This window comes from Clostridium sp. 7_2_43FAA (assembly GCF_000158375.2).
Classification (GTDB): domain Bacteria; phylum Bacillota; class Clostridia; order Clostridiales; family Clostridiaceae; genus Clostridium; species Clostridium tertium.
On sequence record NZ_JH815222.1, the window covers coordinates 2,751,675 to 2,769,462 of the forward strand.

Annotated in this window: 11 protein-coding genes; all 11 read right to left on the reverse strand. The window is 24.3% G+C overall.

The window, feature by feature from the left end; genetic code table 11:
- Nucleotides 1-146: 146 nt before the first annotated feature.
- Nucleotides 147-863, reverse strand: coding sequence for a hypothetical protein (locus CSBG_RS14305; RefSeq protein WP_008680657.1), 717 nt, complete (start codon nucleotides 861-863; stop codon nucleotides 147-149).
- 225 nt (nucleotides 864-1,088) lie between these two features.
- On the reverse strand, nucleotides 1,089-2,210 hold the full coding sequence (gene wecB, locus CSBG_RS14310) for a UDP-N-acetylglucosamine 2-epimerase (non-hydrolyzing) (protein ID WP_008680669.1): 1,122 nt from the start codon (nucleotides 2,208-2,210) through the stop codon (nucleotides 1,089-1,091).
- A gap of 258 nt (nucleotides 2,211-2,468) precedes the next feature.
- Complete coding sequence (locus CSBG_RS14315) at nucleotides 2,469-4,256, reverse strand: hypothetical protein (RefSeq protein ID WP_008680670.1); 1,788 nt, start codon at nucleotides 4,254-4,256, stop codon at nucleotides 2,469-2,471.
- Nucleotides 4,257-4,367: 111 nt separating this feature from the next.
- On the reverse strand, nucleotides 4,368-7,049 hold the full coding sequence (locus tag CSBG_RS14320) for a heparinase II/III family protein (protein WP_008680672.1): 2,682 nt from the start codon (nucleotides 7,047-7,049) through the stop codon (nucleotides 4,368-4,370).
- Nucleotides 7,050-7,159: 110 nt separating this feature from the next.
- A complete protein-coding gene (locus tag CSBG_RS14325; RefSeq protein WP_008680674.1) occupies nucleotides 7,160-8,128 on the reverse strand; it encodes a glycosyltransferase in 969 nt (322 codons plus the stop codon).
- A gap of 12 nt (nucleotides 8,129-8,140) precedes the next feature.
- Nucleotides 8,141-11,557, reverse strand: a complete 3,417-nt coding sequence (locus tag CSBG_RS17810) for a glycosyltransferase (protein WP_008680676.1) — start codon at nucleotides 11,555-11,557, stop codon at nucleotides 8,141-8,143.
- A gap of 18 nt (nucleotides 11,558-11,575) precedes the next feature.
- Entirely contained in the window at nucleotides 11,576-11,842 is a 267-nt protein-coding gene (locus tag CSBG_RS14335) for a hypothetical protein (RefSeq protein WP_008680678.1), read from the reverse strand.
- Nucleotides 11,843-11,853: 11 nt separating this feature from the next.
- The gene (locus tag CSBG_RS14340) at nucleotides 11,854-12,579 is read right to left on the reverse strand and encodes a DUF6270 domain-containing protein (RefSeq protein WP_008680680.1); all 726 of its coding nucleotides are present in this window, start codon (nucleotides 12,577-12,579) and stop codon (nucleotides 11,854-11,856) included.
- Between the two features lie 83 nt (nucleotides 12,580-12,662).
- Nucleotides 12,663-13,889, reverse strand: a complete 1,227-nt coding sequence (locus tag CSBG_RS14345) for a nucleotide sugar dehydrogenase (protein ID WP_008680681.1) — start codon at nucleotides 13,887-13,889, stop codon at nucleotides 12,663-12,665.
- A gap of 26 nt (nucleotides 13,890-13,915) precedes the next feature.
- A complete protein-coding gene (locus CSBG_RS14350) occupies nucleotides 13,916-15,343 on the reverse strand; it encodes a hypothetical protein (protein ID WP_008680682.1) in 1,428 nt (475 codons plus the stop codon).
- 123 nt (nucleotides 15,344-15,466) lie between these two features.
- Complete coding sequence (gene tagH / locus CSBG_RS19050; protein WP_008680683.1) at nucleotides 15,467-17,779, reverse strand: teichoic acids export ABC transporter ATP-binding subunit TagH; 2,313 nt, start codon at nucleotides 17,777-17,779, stop codon at nucleotides 15,467-15,469.
- Nucleotides 17,780-17,788 lie beyond the last annotated feature (9 nt).

Genomic DNA, 17,788 nt, shown 5'->3' on the forward strand with positions numbered 1-17,788 from the left:
CTCATTATAACTTAATTTATAGTAAAATGGAGTCTGTGGAGCCCAAAGAAATTCATATATAGTATTTCCTTCAGATACATTTTCTATATCTGCAAATATTTCTAAAGTTTTTCAAATCCTAGTTTCAAAAAATTTTATGGACTTTTTTATTGAACAACTAAAAGTTTCTCTCCCACCTCGAAATTATACTCTTCTATATCGCTTGAATTTAACTTTAAAGAATAGACTCCCAAAGAAACTAAATCTTTAATTGATAAACTAGTTTCAATATTAGTCATTATTTCAGATATAGTATTTATAAAATCTTTCTTTGAAAGTTCAAATACATTATCTAGTAATATTTTTAAAACCCTTTTTAATCTTTTTGATTTATCTGCTCCCACATAGTCAAGTGTTAAATATTCAATAATTTTTTCACCATTAAATATATATGTATTGCTTTCATTCATTTCTAATTTTAACAATCTTGCTTCTCTTGCTGTTATCCTTAAATTTAATCCATTTATTTTATCTACATACTCTTTTATTATCCTATAATCAAATTTAATATAATTATTTATAGATAAACTATTCTCTAAATTAAGTAACTTTATAGTTTCTATCTCACCATTTTTATTATAAAATTCACTCAATTCCCTCTTATTCATATAAAAATTAGCTATTTTAACTTTATTTTTTTCTTTATTGAAATTTAACATCAATAAATTTTCATAAGTATTATTATTTAATATAAATATAGATAAATCTTCATTTTCATTATTATAACACTTTAAATTCTCATTAATTTTTGTTCTCCTCACATTTGATACATGCGTACAAATATATCCTGCTCCTAATGTTAATAATAATTTTTTATTTGACAATTACATTCATCTCCTATCCTAAGTTATATAATTCATTTATAATTTAATGTTTTTTGATAGTATTACTAAATCAAAAATATTTATAATTTCATCTCTATTTAAATCAAATTCATTTGTATATAATATAACCTTGAAAATCAAAAAATTATTAAAATTCTCTAGCAAAATAAAATACCCTTTGTCAGTTAGACATTGGGCATTTCATTTTACCTTACTCAAATTTAATTATTTATTAAATTTTGATTTTATTATACTAATAATTCTATCACAAGATTTTCCATCTCCATACGGATTAGTTGCATGTGCCATCTTATTATATTCATCCTCATTATTTATTAATTCATTTGCTATTTTATAAATTTTTTCTTCTTCTATTCCAGCTAATTTCACAGTTCCTGCCTCTACTGCTTCAGGTCTTTCTGTTTCTGTTCTCAATACCATCACTGGCTTTCCTAAAGCTGGTGCTTCCTCTTGTATTCCACCTGAATCTGTCATTATTAAATAGCATTTTGACATAAGATTAGCAAAGTCAACATATTCAAGTGGTTCTATTAATAATACTTTATCTTCGATTCCGTCAAAGCTTTTTTTAGCCAAATCTCTTATTAATGGATTTTTGTGCATAGGGAATATTACTTTTACTGAATCATTCTCCTCTACTAATTTTCTTGTAGCTGAAAAAATAGCTTTCATTGGTTCTCCCCAATTTTCTCTTCTATGACTTGTTAATAATATAACCTTATTATTTTTGAAATCCACATCATTTAATATATCTTCTTCAAACTTATGGTCCTTATTAATTACACTTAGTAAAGCATCTATTACAGTGTTACCAGTAATATGGATGTCTTTATTTATACCTTCCTTTAATAAATTATTCTCATTACTTTTTGTTGGTGCAAAATGTAATGCTGTTATTGCTCCTGTCAACTTTCTATTTGCCTCTTCTGGAAATGGAGAATATATATCTCCACTTCTAAGCCCTGCTTCTACATGACCTACAGGAACTTTGTTATAAAATGCTGCTAATGCCGCATTTAATGTAGTTGAAGTATCTCCATGAACTAAAACTATATCTGGATTACATTCCTTTATAACTTTGTCTACTCCATTTAAAACCTTGTTCGAAACATCTATTATAGTTTGTCCATGAGACATAATATTTAAATCATATTGTGGTTTAACATCAAATATTTCTGTAACTGCATCTAGCATTTCTCTATGTTGAGCTGTAACACATACTATTGATTCAATTTTATCATCTTTTTCTAATACCTTTACTAAAGGACACATTTTTATTGCTTCTGGTCTTGTCCCAAATACACTTAAGACTTTTATTTTTTTCATAAAGTTTCTCCTTAATACTTACGTTAGTTTAAAACTTATACTAATTTTCTTTTTATTATATATAAGTTTCACCTTTTTAATATAAAAAATATCTTCTAATTTTGAAATCTTCTAAAATTATTAATAAAAATTATTACATTTATTTAATTTTTATAATAAATCAATTCATACTTAAACTATTGATTCTTTTTACCTTAAGTACAGTATTCTTTAATTACTCATTTTTAATCTATCTGATAACAAATAGACTAAAATAATTCAATTAATATACCATAATAAATAAGAATATAAATTATATACATTTCTAATATGTACTCTATTATTTAAATCATTTATTAATAATCTATTTAATATCTTTCTATTAAACACTTTATAAATTTCATCTGAAGGTATTTTACTTAAAATATTTAAACACTCTTTTTGTATAATTGGTAACATAGCTACTTGCTGAACTGAGCCCTTTATTTTTTTTGCCTTTTCTATATCTTCTTTTGAAATTTCAACACTATATTCTTGAACGTTAATATTTTTTTCTTCAAGATAAAATTTAGGTTTGTTTCCACTAAAATCTTCTAACTTAATCTTACCTCTATATTTACTAAAATTATAACCGAACCTTTGCCCATCAAAAGGTAAAAAAGGTAATTTATTGTTAAGTTTTTTCATTAAATCAAATCCTAAAACATTGGAACTTCTAATATCTTGGCTTTGATTTATAGAACATTTTATACCGCTTAAAGAGTATAGAGGATCAAATCTATTTATACAAAAACTTGCATTATATGAAATAGGCCCTATAAAATATCTATTCTTAGTCTTTATATATATGTAATCTAAAATAGCATCTTCCCTTATACCATCTTCTCTAGCACTCTCTATTTCTTCTTTTAGTATTTTAGCAACTTTTTCTATGAAATTATTATTAAATAAGCTATCCTCATATTTATAAGATAAATTTTTTCCCCATATCTTTTCTAATATTTCATATATGCACATATCATAATTAAAATTCTCTACCAATTTTCCAAAGGATGATCTATAGCATTCTCCTAATCCTCCACTTAAAACTATATTATCATTTTTAATAAGTTTTCTATTAAAAGTTGTAGATAATAAACCTTCCGAAAAATCCAAAGAATCTAATAAATGCTCCTGAATATTTTTATATCCTTCTTTTTTATCTAACCCACTATATTCTGTCATCATCAAATCAAAATCGCCACAAATTCTTTCTGCTATACTTCTATCTGGAAAATCAGGTCTTCCTGAAGAATAAAAGAAAAAGTCTTTTTCACAATTACAACTTAAAATAGCTGATAAAACTAATCTAGAATCAAACCCACCTGTTAAATGTGCTATTTTATATCCTTTATTATTATATTCACTTACCGCTTTTATATTTTCAATTATTTCAATACTAGCCTTTTCCAATAGGTCTTCATATGCCTCATTATTTTTAAAAATCTCTAACTTGTAATCATAATTTTGTATTCTAATATCAGACTTTTTACCTAATACAAACTGAAAAGATTTTAATGATTTTACCTCTTCATAACTTGATCTAAAAAAACCACCTCTAGCTGTTGCTATACTCTCACTTAAAAATTCTATTGATTTATTTATTTTTATTCCAATCTTACTAATATATTTTACTAAAGACTTTAAATCACTAGAGATAGCAAATATATTATCATCTCTATAATAAAAAGTTATTGCATACCCTAATGGATCTGGAAGTACTACAAACTGTTGTTTTTCAATATCAATAACAGTTATAGCTACTGCCCCTCTAATGTTTTCGCCAAACTTATAATAGGATTCAGTATCAATATCCTTTTCAATATAATTTATCAAATCTTTAGAATTAACTATAAATCTGTTATTAACTACGCCTACACCGGACATATCTATATAATATTTATTATTTTTTATATTAATATATGTTCCTTTTTCACTTCCTATATAATAGCATCCGTTATATACTTCAAAATCACTTAAACTTTCATACTTTTTATTTGAATAAATAATAACAAAACCTCTCTCCATACATCCTCCTAGCAATTTAAATCATTTTGTAATTGTTATATTTTTAAATATATACCTAATAATTTATACAAACTTTACTTTCTATAATTTTTAGTAATAAATATAAATACTCTAATTACATAAATCTACATAATTAGTGTAAATAGATTTTCTTTCATTATTAAAGAGTAATTCAAATATTCTAACCCTATACTTCCCACTACTTAAAACTTTACTTTCATATTTAACGGCCCTCGAGTATTGCGTCTTTTCTATACATTCCATTTCATTAAATAAATAATATGCAAATTTACTATCTGAATCTGCATTTAAAATATCTATAAGAACTTTATTATTTTTTATAGACATTTTATATTCAATAAAATGCCTAACCTGAAGATTCTTTATTGATTCTTTTGATATTATATTCTCATCTACTTTATTAATCTCACCCAAAAGATATTTTGGAAAATACTGTTTTAACTTTTTGTGTCCTTCATAATTTGCTATATCTAAATTATAAACAATTCCTAATTGGTCAAAATAACTTACTAATGGTAAAATATGATGTTCATAATGATAATCTCCTTCTCCAACATGAATACATATTCTTATATTTATCCTTTTATTATTATCTATAACCTTATATAATATATTATTTAGGAATTCTTTGTCTTCATTCCCTATTCCACCAGATACAAATTTAGCTATCTCTAAATGTTTTGCTTGATCTATTAAAAAATCACCTAATTTACTTTGAGGAGCTCCTACTATAACACTTCCTAAGTTATACTTTATTCCATAATATAATGCTGCATATCCACCTTTTGAACTACCAACTAGAATTATGTCTTTTAACTTTATATCCAATTCCTTAGCTACAAACATAATTAAACTTATAACTGTATCCTCTATTTCCAATCCTCTATTTTTTCCCAAATAATAAGACCCTTGAATATCAAATTCATCTAAAATAAATAACTTATTAATCTTACACTCATTTAGAGTATTCATATAGTTATAAACAAATTTATTTTTTTCCCCCATTGCGGAAAATACAATACATAACTTATCAGATGAGCTATCTTTTTCTAATAAATACTTAATATTTTCTTTATTAAAATAAATTTTTTCATTATTTATTATATCTATTTGATATTCTTTTTCTTTTTGTGTATATACAATTATTTGAGTTACAAACTTAGCATTTTTCCCTTTAAATCTAACCTCTATATTATTTATTGGCTCCTTATATTCCATTTTTTCAAAGTACCAACCTTGAATCACTCCTCTATCTTTACCATTTATAATATTAATCTCATATTTAGTATCTGAAAATATCTTTACTAGTCCTATTTTCTTATTATCTTTTACTAAAATCACCTTGTTATCTCTTACTTCTAAAGATATCCCTTTAGCAAAATGCCAATTTAAAATATATTCATTTAATTCTACACTCTCTATATTATCAGATACCTCTAATATATTAGAGTCATTGTAATATTTTACTTTTCTTGTATGAATGACATTTTCATATCTTTCATTTTTTCCGATAGCCATACTATATTCTTTATTTATATAATAATCTATCATTTTAACCTTATCCATTTTGTTATCATGTCTTGGTAATTGCTTATTAATTACATTTAATGTATTATGTGCTTGAGCAGAGTAAGCATATTTAGTAAATGGATCTCTATAATTGTATCCATTAGCACCAGCCTCAACTAAAATATCCTCACCAGAATAAAATAAAACATTTAAATCATCTGTGTGCTTATGATAACCAGTATGATATGCTGCTGTAAATATAACATGAGATGCTTTTTCTTTCTTATTCCAATCATCTCTAAAAATTGCATATCCACTTTCCTTAAAAACTTTACTATTTTCAGTTGGAGCTTCTCCATTCTCACCAGATGATAGTACAAATCTGTATCTATCTGATGTAAATAAATTTGGATATATTAATCTTAATTTTCTCTTTTCTGTATCTGATATATTCGGTACACATCCATCTGGTCTTGTTATATATATAATAAACTCTTCTGCTTTTTCCAAGATAGCCTTTACATCAAGCTGTATACTTCTATTCAATCTAAACTCATTTAAAAAACTTACATATCTCTTTAAATTTGATGATACCATCATATGATATGCTGGGGAATGTTCCTTATGTATCCCCTCACTAGTATAAACAAATTCAAAATAATCATTTAACCTTTTTATCGCCTTTTCCACAAAGACATTATTATTTACTATAACTCCATACTTTAATAAAGCTAAATCTTGAAACATTCCATGATTAGTATTTTTAGAATGAAAATCATCTCTTACTAGCAAGTCAGCTATAAACTGACATTTAGATAAAATATATTCTTTATTTGTATCACTAATTACATTCTTAGCGTTTATTAAGAATGAAATAAAATATTCCATTCTTAAAGCCGTTGTTTCATCATGATAGGCCATCGTATTCTTATGTAATTCATAGCTTATAGAATTACACCAATCATATATAATTTCAATCCCCTTATCTATAAATTTCTTCTCATTTGTAGTTAAATAAGCTTCTATCAAATCTCCTAAGAATACAAATCCATTTAATAATCTTAGTAAAGATCTTGAATGTTTCTCATCATTAATCCATTCAATTTCTTTATTTTTTTGTATTTTAAATTTAAATGGTGAGAGTTCAAATTCGCTATCATTTAATATTTTTTTAGAGTTTTCTAAAAAAGTCTTACTTCTGCTCTTAACTAAATAAATTTTTATTTTTTCAAGAGTAATATCATCTTTTAATATTTCTTGCATAAAATCTCCTTTATTCATTAGATAATATAATAAAAAGTTATTACCCAATATATAATTTAGCTTAAAACCAAAAATTAATTTTAAGCTAAATTTAGTAATTAAAATTATTTTCAAATTATTTCTTTATATTTTTCTAATATAACGTCTTTTCCAAAGTTATTTTTTACAAAATCCTTCATATAATTAATATAATTATTTTCAGCTTCATATTTTATAATTTTATCAATAGCCTCGTCTATACTATTTACTATCCATTCAGCTTTATATATGGTATCACAACCATCCCAATTAAATATTATTGGATATGCTCCAGAAGCCATTCCCTCCATAGGAGCTAAATGAAAACTTTCAAAATCACTTGTTGACAGAACAAAACCTATTTTTTTAAACCATTCGCCAATATTATCCGAATGATCTTCAAATATTATATTTTCTTTACTTATACTTGAATTTATTCTTTTAAATATGTCTTCATAATATATTCTTTCATTTTCTTTATTCATCAACCATTGCACATCATTAGGATGTTTTCCCTTAATATACAACTTATATCTCTTATCAAATTTATTTAATCCCTCTATAATATCAATGGCTTTATCTAACCTTTTTCTTTTTGGCAATATACCTACTATGGCTATATTATAAATATAATTAATATCTTTTTTATAATCAAATTTATTACAATCCACATTGTTATATATCATAGTCATTTTATCTCTTGGTAATTTAAATTTTCTGTATAATTCCTCATATATATATGGAGATATAGCTATTATTCTGTCTACATTATTATAATTTATTTTATTAGGAAATTCAGTTTCTCTTTCTTGCAAATGCATTCTAATAATAAGCTTTTGATTTTCTCTCTTATTATTTGAATACCACACAGCATTTCCTAAACCCCATTCACAAAATATAATATCTGCCCAATCCAATAAATTTCTGCTCTTTTCTTCATTGTGTAAATTATGACCAGACCAATTATCTATTCTAACTTCAAAATTTTTATCATCAGAATAGTGATCTATTAAAAATTTTGCAAATTTTAAATCATGTCCTGCAAATAATAATTTTTTCATAATTATCCCTCTCTAAAAACTTATTTCTTCATGTAAAGTTAAATTTTTATTTTCTTTATAATAATCTTTTATATAATTAAAGCTATCAGAACTAAATATTTGCTTTCCTCTATCTATATATTTATTAAATTTAATCTCTTTATAACTATTTAATAATTCATTAAAGTTATCTAATATAAATAATTTTGTTCTACATATACACGCTGTTGAATCTACATCTGAAACATAAACAAAATCTTTACCTTTATTATTTTTTATCAGTTTATTGTTATTAACTGTATAATACATTCCTTTTCCTATTACATCTACATCTACATATTTGGTACTCATTATTAAATCACTTAAATAATTACTTCCATAATAGTTATTTGTATCTATAAACGCCATATACTCTGTATCTATTAACTCAGATGCATTACCATAATTATGCATGTATGATAGTATATAAGTATAAATTCCATTAGAATTATAATCATTAAATAAATCTATATATCCATCAAATTTTTCTATAAATATAATTAATTTTTTATATTTATATTTCTGATTATTATATATATCTAGTATCTTATAATAATCTTTTTTACTCTTTGCAATACCTATTACAGAGATGAATTTTTCTTTTCTTTTATATGGTAATTCTAATTTATCTAAAATATATGCTAGCCTATCTTCATAAGTATGCTTGTTTAATACTTCTCGCATACCTTTCATAGAAACTCTATTATAGTATTCTTCATTATTAAGTAGTTTAGGAATTTGTTTTTTTAAATCTCCATTTTCTTTTGCTATATAAACAATATCCTTAAACATTTCCTGCATTCCTAGAGAATAACTACTTATCACTGGAGTTCCACATGCTAAGCCTTCAAAGACTCTCCTTGAGAACATAGTTGGAGAATACTTTACTGTATTTAAATTTACCATTAACTTATATCCCTTATAAGCTTTATCTATTTCATAATATTTTAAACTTCCTCTAATGTTGTTTTTAAACCTTTCAGGGAATTCATGGTTAGGCATAATTCCTTTTTTTACAGCCTCATAATTTCTATCATATATATCTAAACCATATTCTAAGACTTCATCAAGTATCATTTCCATATCAACTCTTCTTTCTTCATGAAGTTTATAATATGACCCTGCAAAACATGCTTTATTTATTCTTTCCTCATATAACTTTATTGGGTTATGTTTTTTTGGTTGAGCTCCAAATGGTAAAGAATATACATTTTTATTTCCAGTCATTTCAATATAATTCTTAACTGAGTTTTCATCTGTTGTAAATATATAATCAAATATTTTAGCAGTATTAACAAATCTATTAAAATGAACAGGATCCTCTTTATTCCAAAAAACAGTAGGAATATTATTATGTTTACACCAATTTACTAATTCATATAATTCCTTATTGTTTTCCTTTCCATAATCTCCAACTTTCTTAAACCATTGTCCTCCATTCCCCTTCCATGCTGATTCAACAAATAATATATCAGGTTTATTTTGTATTAATTCAGCCTTCCAGTTGTTAGGTGATACCTTTATTAATCTACATTCATCTTCATAACAAGCAGTTGTAAATTCATCCATTATTACTGCCATTTTAAAATCATTAATATACTTTTTTTCTCCTAAATTAAAATAATTTAACTCACTTGTATATTTCCAATTAACAATATCAGCCACTTCTATTCTATTATACTCTTCTATAATTATATTCTTTAAATCAAAACAACCATATCCAATAGCTCTTAATGCTATTCTAATATACTTAGTATTAATAGGTGGTATTATCTGATTCTCTTTATTTTTAGCTAATTGTAATACTTCAATTTTTTTATTATTATCATAAAATATAAGCATTGGATTTATATCTAAAGTATCCTCATTATCAATTGAAATTTTAAACTTATATATCTTCTTATCATCTATATCTATTATATGATTTTTAGGAACTTTAGAATAATCATTATTTCTCTCTACATATGAAATATATCTCTTTAATCCTTTTCCTATATTTATATTTCCTTTTAATGTTTTATCATATTTTAATCCTATCTCTTTCTTATAGTTGTTGAACCACTTATTATCATTTATTTCTAAATCTATTTTATTAGACGGCTTATAACTAATCTCATCAAATTCTAAAATTGGTATTGATAAATATCCTTCTCCAGAAATTTTAATATAATATTCGATTTTTTCTATATATTTATATAATTTTATTGGCTTTAAATCAACCTCTGATAACTCAACAATTTTATAAGTTCCATCATAATTTATTATCTTCGCCACTAATTTTACTAAGATATCTTTTGTAGACTTATAATTTAAATTTACATAGAGGCATTTTTCTTCTACACAATTAATTAATTTTTCTTCTAATTTTATATAAGCAAATTGTTTACCTTTCAATTTTGACAATAATATATTATCATCTATACTATAATATATATTAGGATTATCAATAACTACTCTATTTTCATTTTTTATACTATTTTTAGAATAATTTATAATATTTAATATATCTTTATTTGAATTCCACAATGTGATATTATCTAAAAGAATATTATTAATTTTAAAGTATCCATCACCCTTTACTCTTATAAACACTTTCGCAGATATATCAATATCATTTGTAAAAATTACCTTTCCATTTTGTCTAATGAATTCATATAAAACTCTTTCTCCATTTTTCTCTCCAATTATATGTAATTGTAAATCAATATTTGACTCTGCATAAAACTCCAAAGTATGAGTTCCTTTTTTAAGATTAATGGAAAATTCGTTATTGATATAGTTTATATACTCATGTTTTGTAATATTTTTATATTTGTACTCTCCTGTTCTAATATCATATTTTATCTTAGAATTTTTTTTGCAACTCCATTTATAGAATCCATCAAATTTATCACTTAATTCTTTTTCGACTTTATCCCATATATATTCATTATTTATTTTTATGCCATTTATTATAAAGTACCCACATCCCTTAACTCTTAAGAAAACTTTAAATTTAAGATTGGATTCCATATTTATATATTTAACTTCATTAGGTTTTAAAACTAAATTCAATTTATTTTCATTGTTTTTATCATAAGCTAATATATGCAACGTTAAATCTATATTAGACTCTGCTTTAAACTTCACCTTTAATTTATTATCTTGTAATTCAAATAGACTTTCTTCTAGATCAATATCTTTATAATATATACACTCATGAATTTTAGTATTGTTATAATAATATTTATCCAGTGAATTATTATATTTTATTTTACTATTTGGTTTAAATATCCACTTTTCAGAGAATTCATTATTACTTTTAAGTTTAGAATTTAGTATATTCTTAATTTCTTTTATATTATTATTTCTAATTAATACTTTTTCTTTATCTCTATCTAATTTTAATATTTCATTCTTATAATTAATCATAATTATTCCTCTCAAATATTATTTTTTAAATAACCTTTTTTTTGTATTCCAATATTTTATAGTTACTTTTCCTAATTTTGATTGTTTTAAATTATTATATTTTCTATCTAAAATCTCATATTTTTTTTTCAGTTCTTCATATTTAATATTTAACTTCTCATATTCTATTAATATTTTTTCTCTGGCATTATATTCTTTAAGTAAATCTTTATTTATATTATCTATCTCATCAATTAAATCCAAAGGATCATATATATTAATTAATTTTTCTATCTTTTTATTCAATATATCGCCTCCTAATTTCTATTTAATAACTTTATATTATTTATTAAATCTAAATAATATTGCTTTTCATAATGGAATGGTGATAATCCCCACATATGATTTTCATCAGCTCTATAAACTTTTTCAAATCTTATGAAATTTATATTTTGAAATCTATTTTTTATATAATCATAGTATGACTTTAATAAATAATTTTTTTTCTTTATATATTCTTGATTTTCAAAATACTTTTCTTCACCATTTTCATCTATATATTTTTCACAATAATAACACTCATTTATAAAAATTCTATCTTCATTCATTTTTTTTATTATATTATTTATAAATATATTAATACTATTCTTCCAAAGAATTAATCTATCTTCTTCCTTTAATATACTTCCCTTAAATTTCTTCTTAAACTCTACTGTTGAATTAAACTCATTAGATCTAGTCAAATATTGATCTTCAGATATTTTTATTACATCTAATCTTTCGTCGATAAAATCTAATAATAGAATATCTATTTCATTATCTATTAATTCGCCCCAAAAAAGTTTATTAATATCGTTATATACCATCTTTCTTTGAAATTTAGATTTTAAATCTATAGAATGTATTGATTTATTCAATGTTTTGCTTGTTACTGAAATAATAGAGCTTCTAGCATAATACTTTATTAATTTTATATCATCCTCACCCTTAATATAATTAAAAATATCCCTACTAACGCAACTTCCAAATATAGAAATATTCATGTTACCTCCTATTTTAGTACTAAAGGGTACTATTAACTTATTCACATTAATAATACCCTTTAATTTATTAAATAATAGAAAAATTAAAGTTTATATACTTTATCTAAATTTATTATATTTCTTGTATCTAAAACTAATTTATCTTCTAAAGATTTTATATTTTCCTTAATATGGGTATGACCAACCATAATAACTACTAATTCTATATCATTTACAAAGCTTTCAAAATCCATATATTGACCTTCATATTTTTTCTCTTCTATCCATGGATCATATAATTTAATTCCTTTTACAAAGAATCTTTCTAGCTTGTCCATTAATTGAACTGTTGGACTTTCTCTCATATCATCAATATCTTCTTTATATGTTAATCCATATAAACCAACTTTTGATATATCCGTAATTCCATTTTCATTCATTATGTCTCTAATTCTATCTATAACAAACTCTGGCATACTATCATTTACTTCTCTAGCACATAATATTACATTAACTAAATCAGGATAATCACCAACTAAAAACCATGGATCTACTGATATACAGTGTCCACCTACGCCTGGACCTGGTTGAAGAATATTTACTCTTGGGTGTTTATTTGCTATTTTTATAAGTTCATATACATCCATGTTTTCTCTTCTACAAATCTTAGCTAATTCATTTGCAAAAGCAATATTTATATCTCTAAAAGTATTTTCTACAACTTTACTCATTTCAGCAGTTTTAATATCAGTAACAACTATGTCACCTTTACAGAAGCTTTTATACCACTCTCTAACCATCATACCAACTTCTCTATTATCAGCACCTATAGTCCTTGAGTTGTTTTCTAGTTCATATACCATTTTCCCTGGTATTATTCTTTCAGGAGCATGTACTAAATGTATGTCCTCACCTATTTTAAAACCTCTTTCTTCTATAATAGGTCTTACAAACCTATCAATAGTTCCTGGTGATATTGTAGATTCTATTGCTAATATAGTTCCTTTTTCACAAACATCTAGTACTGTATTAACAGCAGATACTACATACTTAGGATCTATTTTCTTTGTTTCCTCTATGTATGGTGTAGGAACAGTTATTATATATCTGTTTGTTTTAATATATTCTTTTGAAAACTCTATTCCTTTTTCAATTGCATTTCTAAAAAGATCTTCTAAACCATCTTCTTTAAATGTAAGATTACCAGATTTTAATTCATCTACTATTCTTTCATTTAAATCTGTTCCAACAACCTCTATTCCATTAGCTGCGAACATTAATGCTGTTGGTAATCCTATGTATCCTAGTCCTATAATATTTAGTTTTTTCATAGTTACTAATCCCTCCACTTGTTTATTTATTTAAATTTCAATTTAAATACTCCTATAATCTTTTCTATAATTATTCTTTTATATTTATTATCTTTTAACATTTTAGAAAGCTTACTCTCTAAATAATTTGGAAATTCTTTTGCAATATCATTGTGATGAGTTATTTCACATTTATCTATTGTTAAATTAAGCTTTAATTCTTCTGAAACATATTCAAAACTTTTTAAAACTCTATCATATTGATTATCTCCATCGCTTGTTAATAGATATATCTTTGATTTATTATTAGAAATTAGTCTTATCAAATTATCATATTTTATTCTATTTGCAATACTTCTATCCCCAAAAATCTCATCTGCATAAGTTTTAATACTTAAATCACATAAATAAGTTCCTATTTTGTATTGAGGTGCTCCAATTATTATGTTTCCAAAATTATATTTCATTCCATAATATAGAGCTGATGTCCCCCCTTTAGAAGATCCTACGCTTATTATATTTGTGAACTTTATATTATTTTCAGATACTATCTTACATATTAGTGACATTACAGCTGTTTCAATATTCAAACTACCATTAAGTCCCAGATAATATGTCCCCTTGCTACCGTAGTTATCCAATATATAAAGCTTATTGCAATCATATGTGCTTAATGTATTTATATAATTATATTTAGGCTTATCATTAGAAAAAGCTGAAAATACTATTATCAATTTATCTCTATTATTAAAAAGAGCTTTCTTAAAATAATATCTTATTCCCAAATTACTATTATGGATTTTTTCATTATTGAAGCCCTTTTTTGTGGTTTTAAAATCCTTAATAATATTGTTAATATCTTTTAATAAATTTTCTTCGAATTCTATTTCTCTTTTATCTACATCGCTTATATATAATCCAGAATCTATTGTTTTAATATTTATTCCTGGTACTATCTCTTTAAAAATATAAGATATTTTTTCCAAGTGTTTATTAATATTACCAATTAAAATTCTTTCATTATCCAACAACTCTACTTTTTCATTATCTTTAATATACTGCTTTTCATCTAATCTAAAATCTAATAGTATTATATCTTCAACATTTATATTTTTAAGAAATTTATTTGTTACTATCTTTATTGCTTCTTCATATATTCTATAATCAAGCTTTAATGGATCAATTTTATTAAAGTTAATATTCTTCTTTTTTACTGAATCTTTATATTCTTCTTCTGATACAAATATATCTTTATAATTAAATAAGTATTTTATCTCATTTAAAAGATTTATAACTAATTTTCCTTCTATGTTATTAATATCTTTTAATGTTATAAATTTATTATAATTATCAAATATATCTTTTATAACTTTAAAATCACTAATTATACTAAGTAGTGATTTATCTATAAAAAATGATATATCATTATTTAAGTTATCATCTACTATTCTGGCTCCATAGCTAACCATAGTCATAATTCACACTATTCCTTTATATTAATAATTGTTGACTTATTTTATTATTATGTTAAATATTATTGTATTAATCTAAATTATTAGGATTCACTACCTAAGCTTCAGTTCCCTCATTGCTGCTTGCTAGCTATTTTCATTATTACTTGGTGGGATTTCTACACCTCCAACATTCTCATCACCACTTGGTGGGATTTCAGTTGTTCCTTCTCCATTGTTGCTTGGCGGCGTTTCAGTTGTTCCCTCTCCATTATTACTTGGCGGTGTTTCAGTTGTTTCTCCTCCATTGTTACTTGGCGGGATTTCAGTTGTTCCTCCTCCATTGTTGCTTGGCGGCACTTCGGTTGATTCTCCTCCACTGTTGCTTGGCGGTATTTCGGTTGTTCCTCCACTATTGCTTGGTGGTGCTTCCCATTGATTATTCAAAATAGGTTCATCTATATCTTCATATAAGTCATTTCTAACATCTGTTGCTTCATTTTCTATAACTTCATCTTTAGGACTTTCATTTAAATATTCCTCATATTTCTTATTTATATTCTTGATAATAGAGTTATTTTGTAAAATCCTAGTATCTATTGTTATAAATTCATATTCCCCTTTATCTGTCATATCTAATGCTTGTAGAACAGCCACTTCTACTAAATCTCTAAGTAATACAGTTTTATATTTTACTTCAGTTATGCTAACTTGTTTATTATTAAAATCATTATAAAAATCATTTAATAACTCTTTATTAATTTGAGGATATTTCCCTATTATTTCATCAACTTTCTTTTCAAAATCTTTATCTTCTAAAGTTAATATATTTGATAGAATTTCTTCATATATTTCTATATATTTAGCATCTTTATTTCTTAAATCCTCTTTATTTATAACAATATAATCAGATACCTTAACTTTAAAATTATTCTCTAATATTTTTTTCAATCCATCTATATCTTTGAGATTAGCTAATTTAGACAATTGATCCGTATTATTCTTATAAGAAACTTGTATTTTCCCTGGATATACTACTCCATTTAAGCTCTCACTTCCCTTAGAGTTTAAAATTAATAAACTATCAATAGTCTCTTCATTTTTTACATTAGATGTTACTATTATCATATAATCTTTCACATTAATTTTTTCACTATTTAAAATAGCAAAATCCTTTTTTATTGTATAACTTACTGAAAAAACAGAGGCAAAAGCAACAAATAAAATAGAGGCTATTGCTATCAATTTCTTCACTTTATTTTGATTGTGAATTTTATTTTTTACTTTTTTACCTTCATTACTATTAATTTTTTCCCATATGTTATATGGAATGAATTTTTTCTCTTCTATTAAGTAATCTATATATCCCCTTGATGTAAATATGGATACAATTCCAGTTACAATAAAATTAGTGATTATTGAATAAGGAAATGATACTATAAGAAAATTAAGAATTTGTAGTATTAGGATAAAAATAGCATTTTCATATCTTTTCCTTATAATAGAAGGTATAAACCCAAATGAAAAAGTACTTAAATCTATGTTAAAAAATTCTTCTTTAACAATATTTTCATTATTTATAAGCGTAACACTTTTTATTACTTTTCCCTTTGGCACAAACTTTTTTAAGTTATTATCTACAAGTTTAAAATCCTTTAATAATGAGTGTTCTTGATTTTTCAAAACATTCTTTTTGTATTCTACTTTCTGAGCTTCACTCATTTTATTTATTTCATTTATATATTTCTGATACTTAGGTAATACAGAATCTACATCTCCATATTCTCTAAGCCTGCCATATTCAAGCCATATTGCCTTATTACAAAATTGTTTTATTTGAGGCAATGAGTGACTAACAAAAAATATAGTTTTTCCACTTTTCTTAAACTCATTCATTTTATCTAAACACTTTTGTGTAAATGTAGGGTCACCAACAGATAAAGCCTCATCTATTACTAAAATATCTGGATTAGTATAAACTGATATAGCAAAACCAAGTCTTGCTCTCATACCACTTGAATATGTTCTAAGAGGTTGATTTATAAATTCACCTATATCTGCAAAATCTATAATTTCTTGCTTTATTTCTTCTATCTCATCTTTTTTATATCCCATCATAAGAGCTTTTAATTCTATGTTTTCTATTCCTGATAAAAAATTATTCATACCAATTCCTATTGCTATAAGCGAAGCTTCACCATTAATTTCAATTTCTCCATTTGTTGGCATGGATACTCCACCAAGAATATTAGATAATGTTGATTTTCCAGAACCATTAAGACCTAATAAACCTACTACATCTCCTTTTTCAACATTAAATGATATATCTTTAAGAGCATAAAAAGTTTTTCCTGCTCCTTTTGGTAAAATTAAATCTAATAACTTTTGCTTAGGGCTAGAATACATTTTATACCCTTTGCTAATATTTTTAGCTATAATTGAATATTTATTTTCCTCCATATCTTATCC

What these genes read in the sequence shown, in the direction of transcription:
- wecB (WP_008680669.1), bottom strand. Translation starts at nt 2,210, where the DNA reads ATGAAAAAAATAAAAGTCTTAAGTGTATTTGGGACAAGACCAGAAGCA.
- CSBG_RS14315 (WP_008680670.1), bottom strand. Translation starts at nt 4,256, where the DNA reads ATGGAGAGAGGTTTTGTTATTATTTATTCAAATAAAAAGTATGAAAGT.
- CSBG_RS14320 (WP_008680672.1), bottom strand. Translation starts at nt 7,049, where the DNA reads ATGCAAGAAATATTAAAAGATGATATTACTCTTGAAAAAATAAAAATT.
- CSBG_RS14325 (WP_008680674.1), bottom strand. Translation starts at nt 8,128, where the DNA reads ATGAAAAAATTATTATTTGCAGGACATGATTTAAAATTTGCAAAATTT.
- CSBG_RS17810 (WP_008680676.1), bottom strand. Translation starts at nt 11,557, where the DNA reads ATGATTAATTATAAGAATGAAATATTAAAATTAGATAGAGATAAAGAA.
- CSBG_RS14340 (WP_008680680.1), bottom strand. Translation starts at nt 12,579, where the DNA reads ATGAATATTTCTATATTTGGAAGTTGCGTTAGTAGGGATATTTTTAAT.
- CSBG_RS14345 (WP_008680681.1), bottom strand. Translation starts at nt 13,889, where the DNA reads ATGAAAAAACTAAATATTATAGGACTAGGATACATAGGATTACCAACA.
- CSBG_RS14350 (WP_008680682.1), bottom strand. Translation starts at nt 15,343, where the DNA reads ATGACTATGGTTAGCTATGGAGCCAGAATAGTAGATGATAACTTAAAT.
- tagH (WP_008680683.1), bottom strand. Translation starts at nt 17,779, where the DNA reads ATGGAGGAAAATAAATATTCAATTATAGCTAAAAATATTAGCAAAGGG.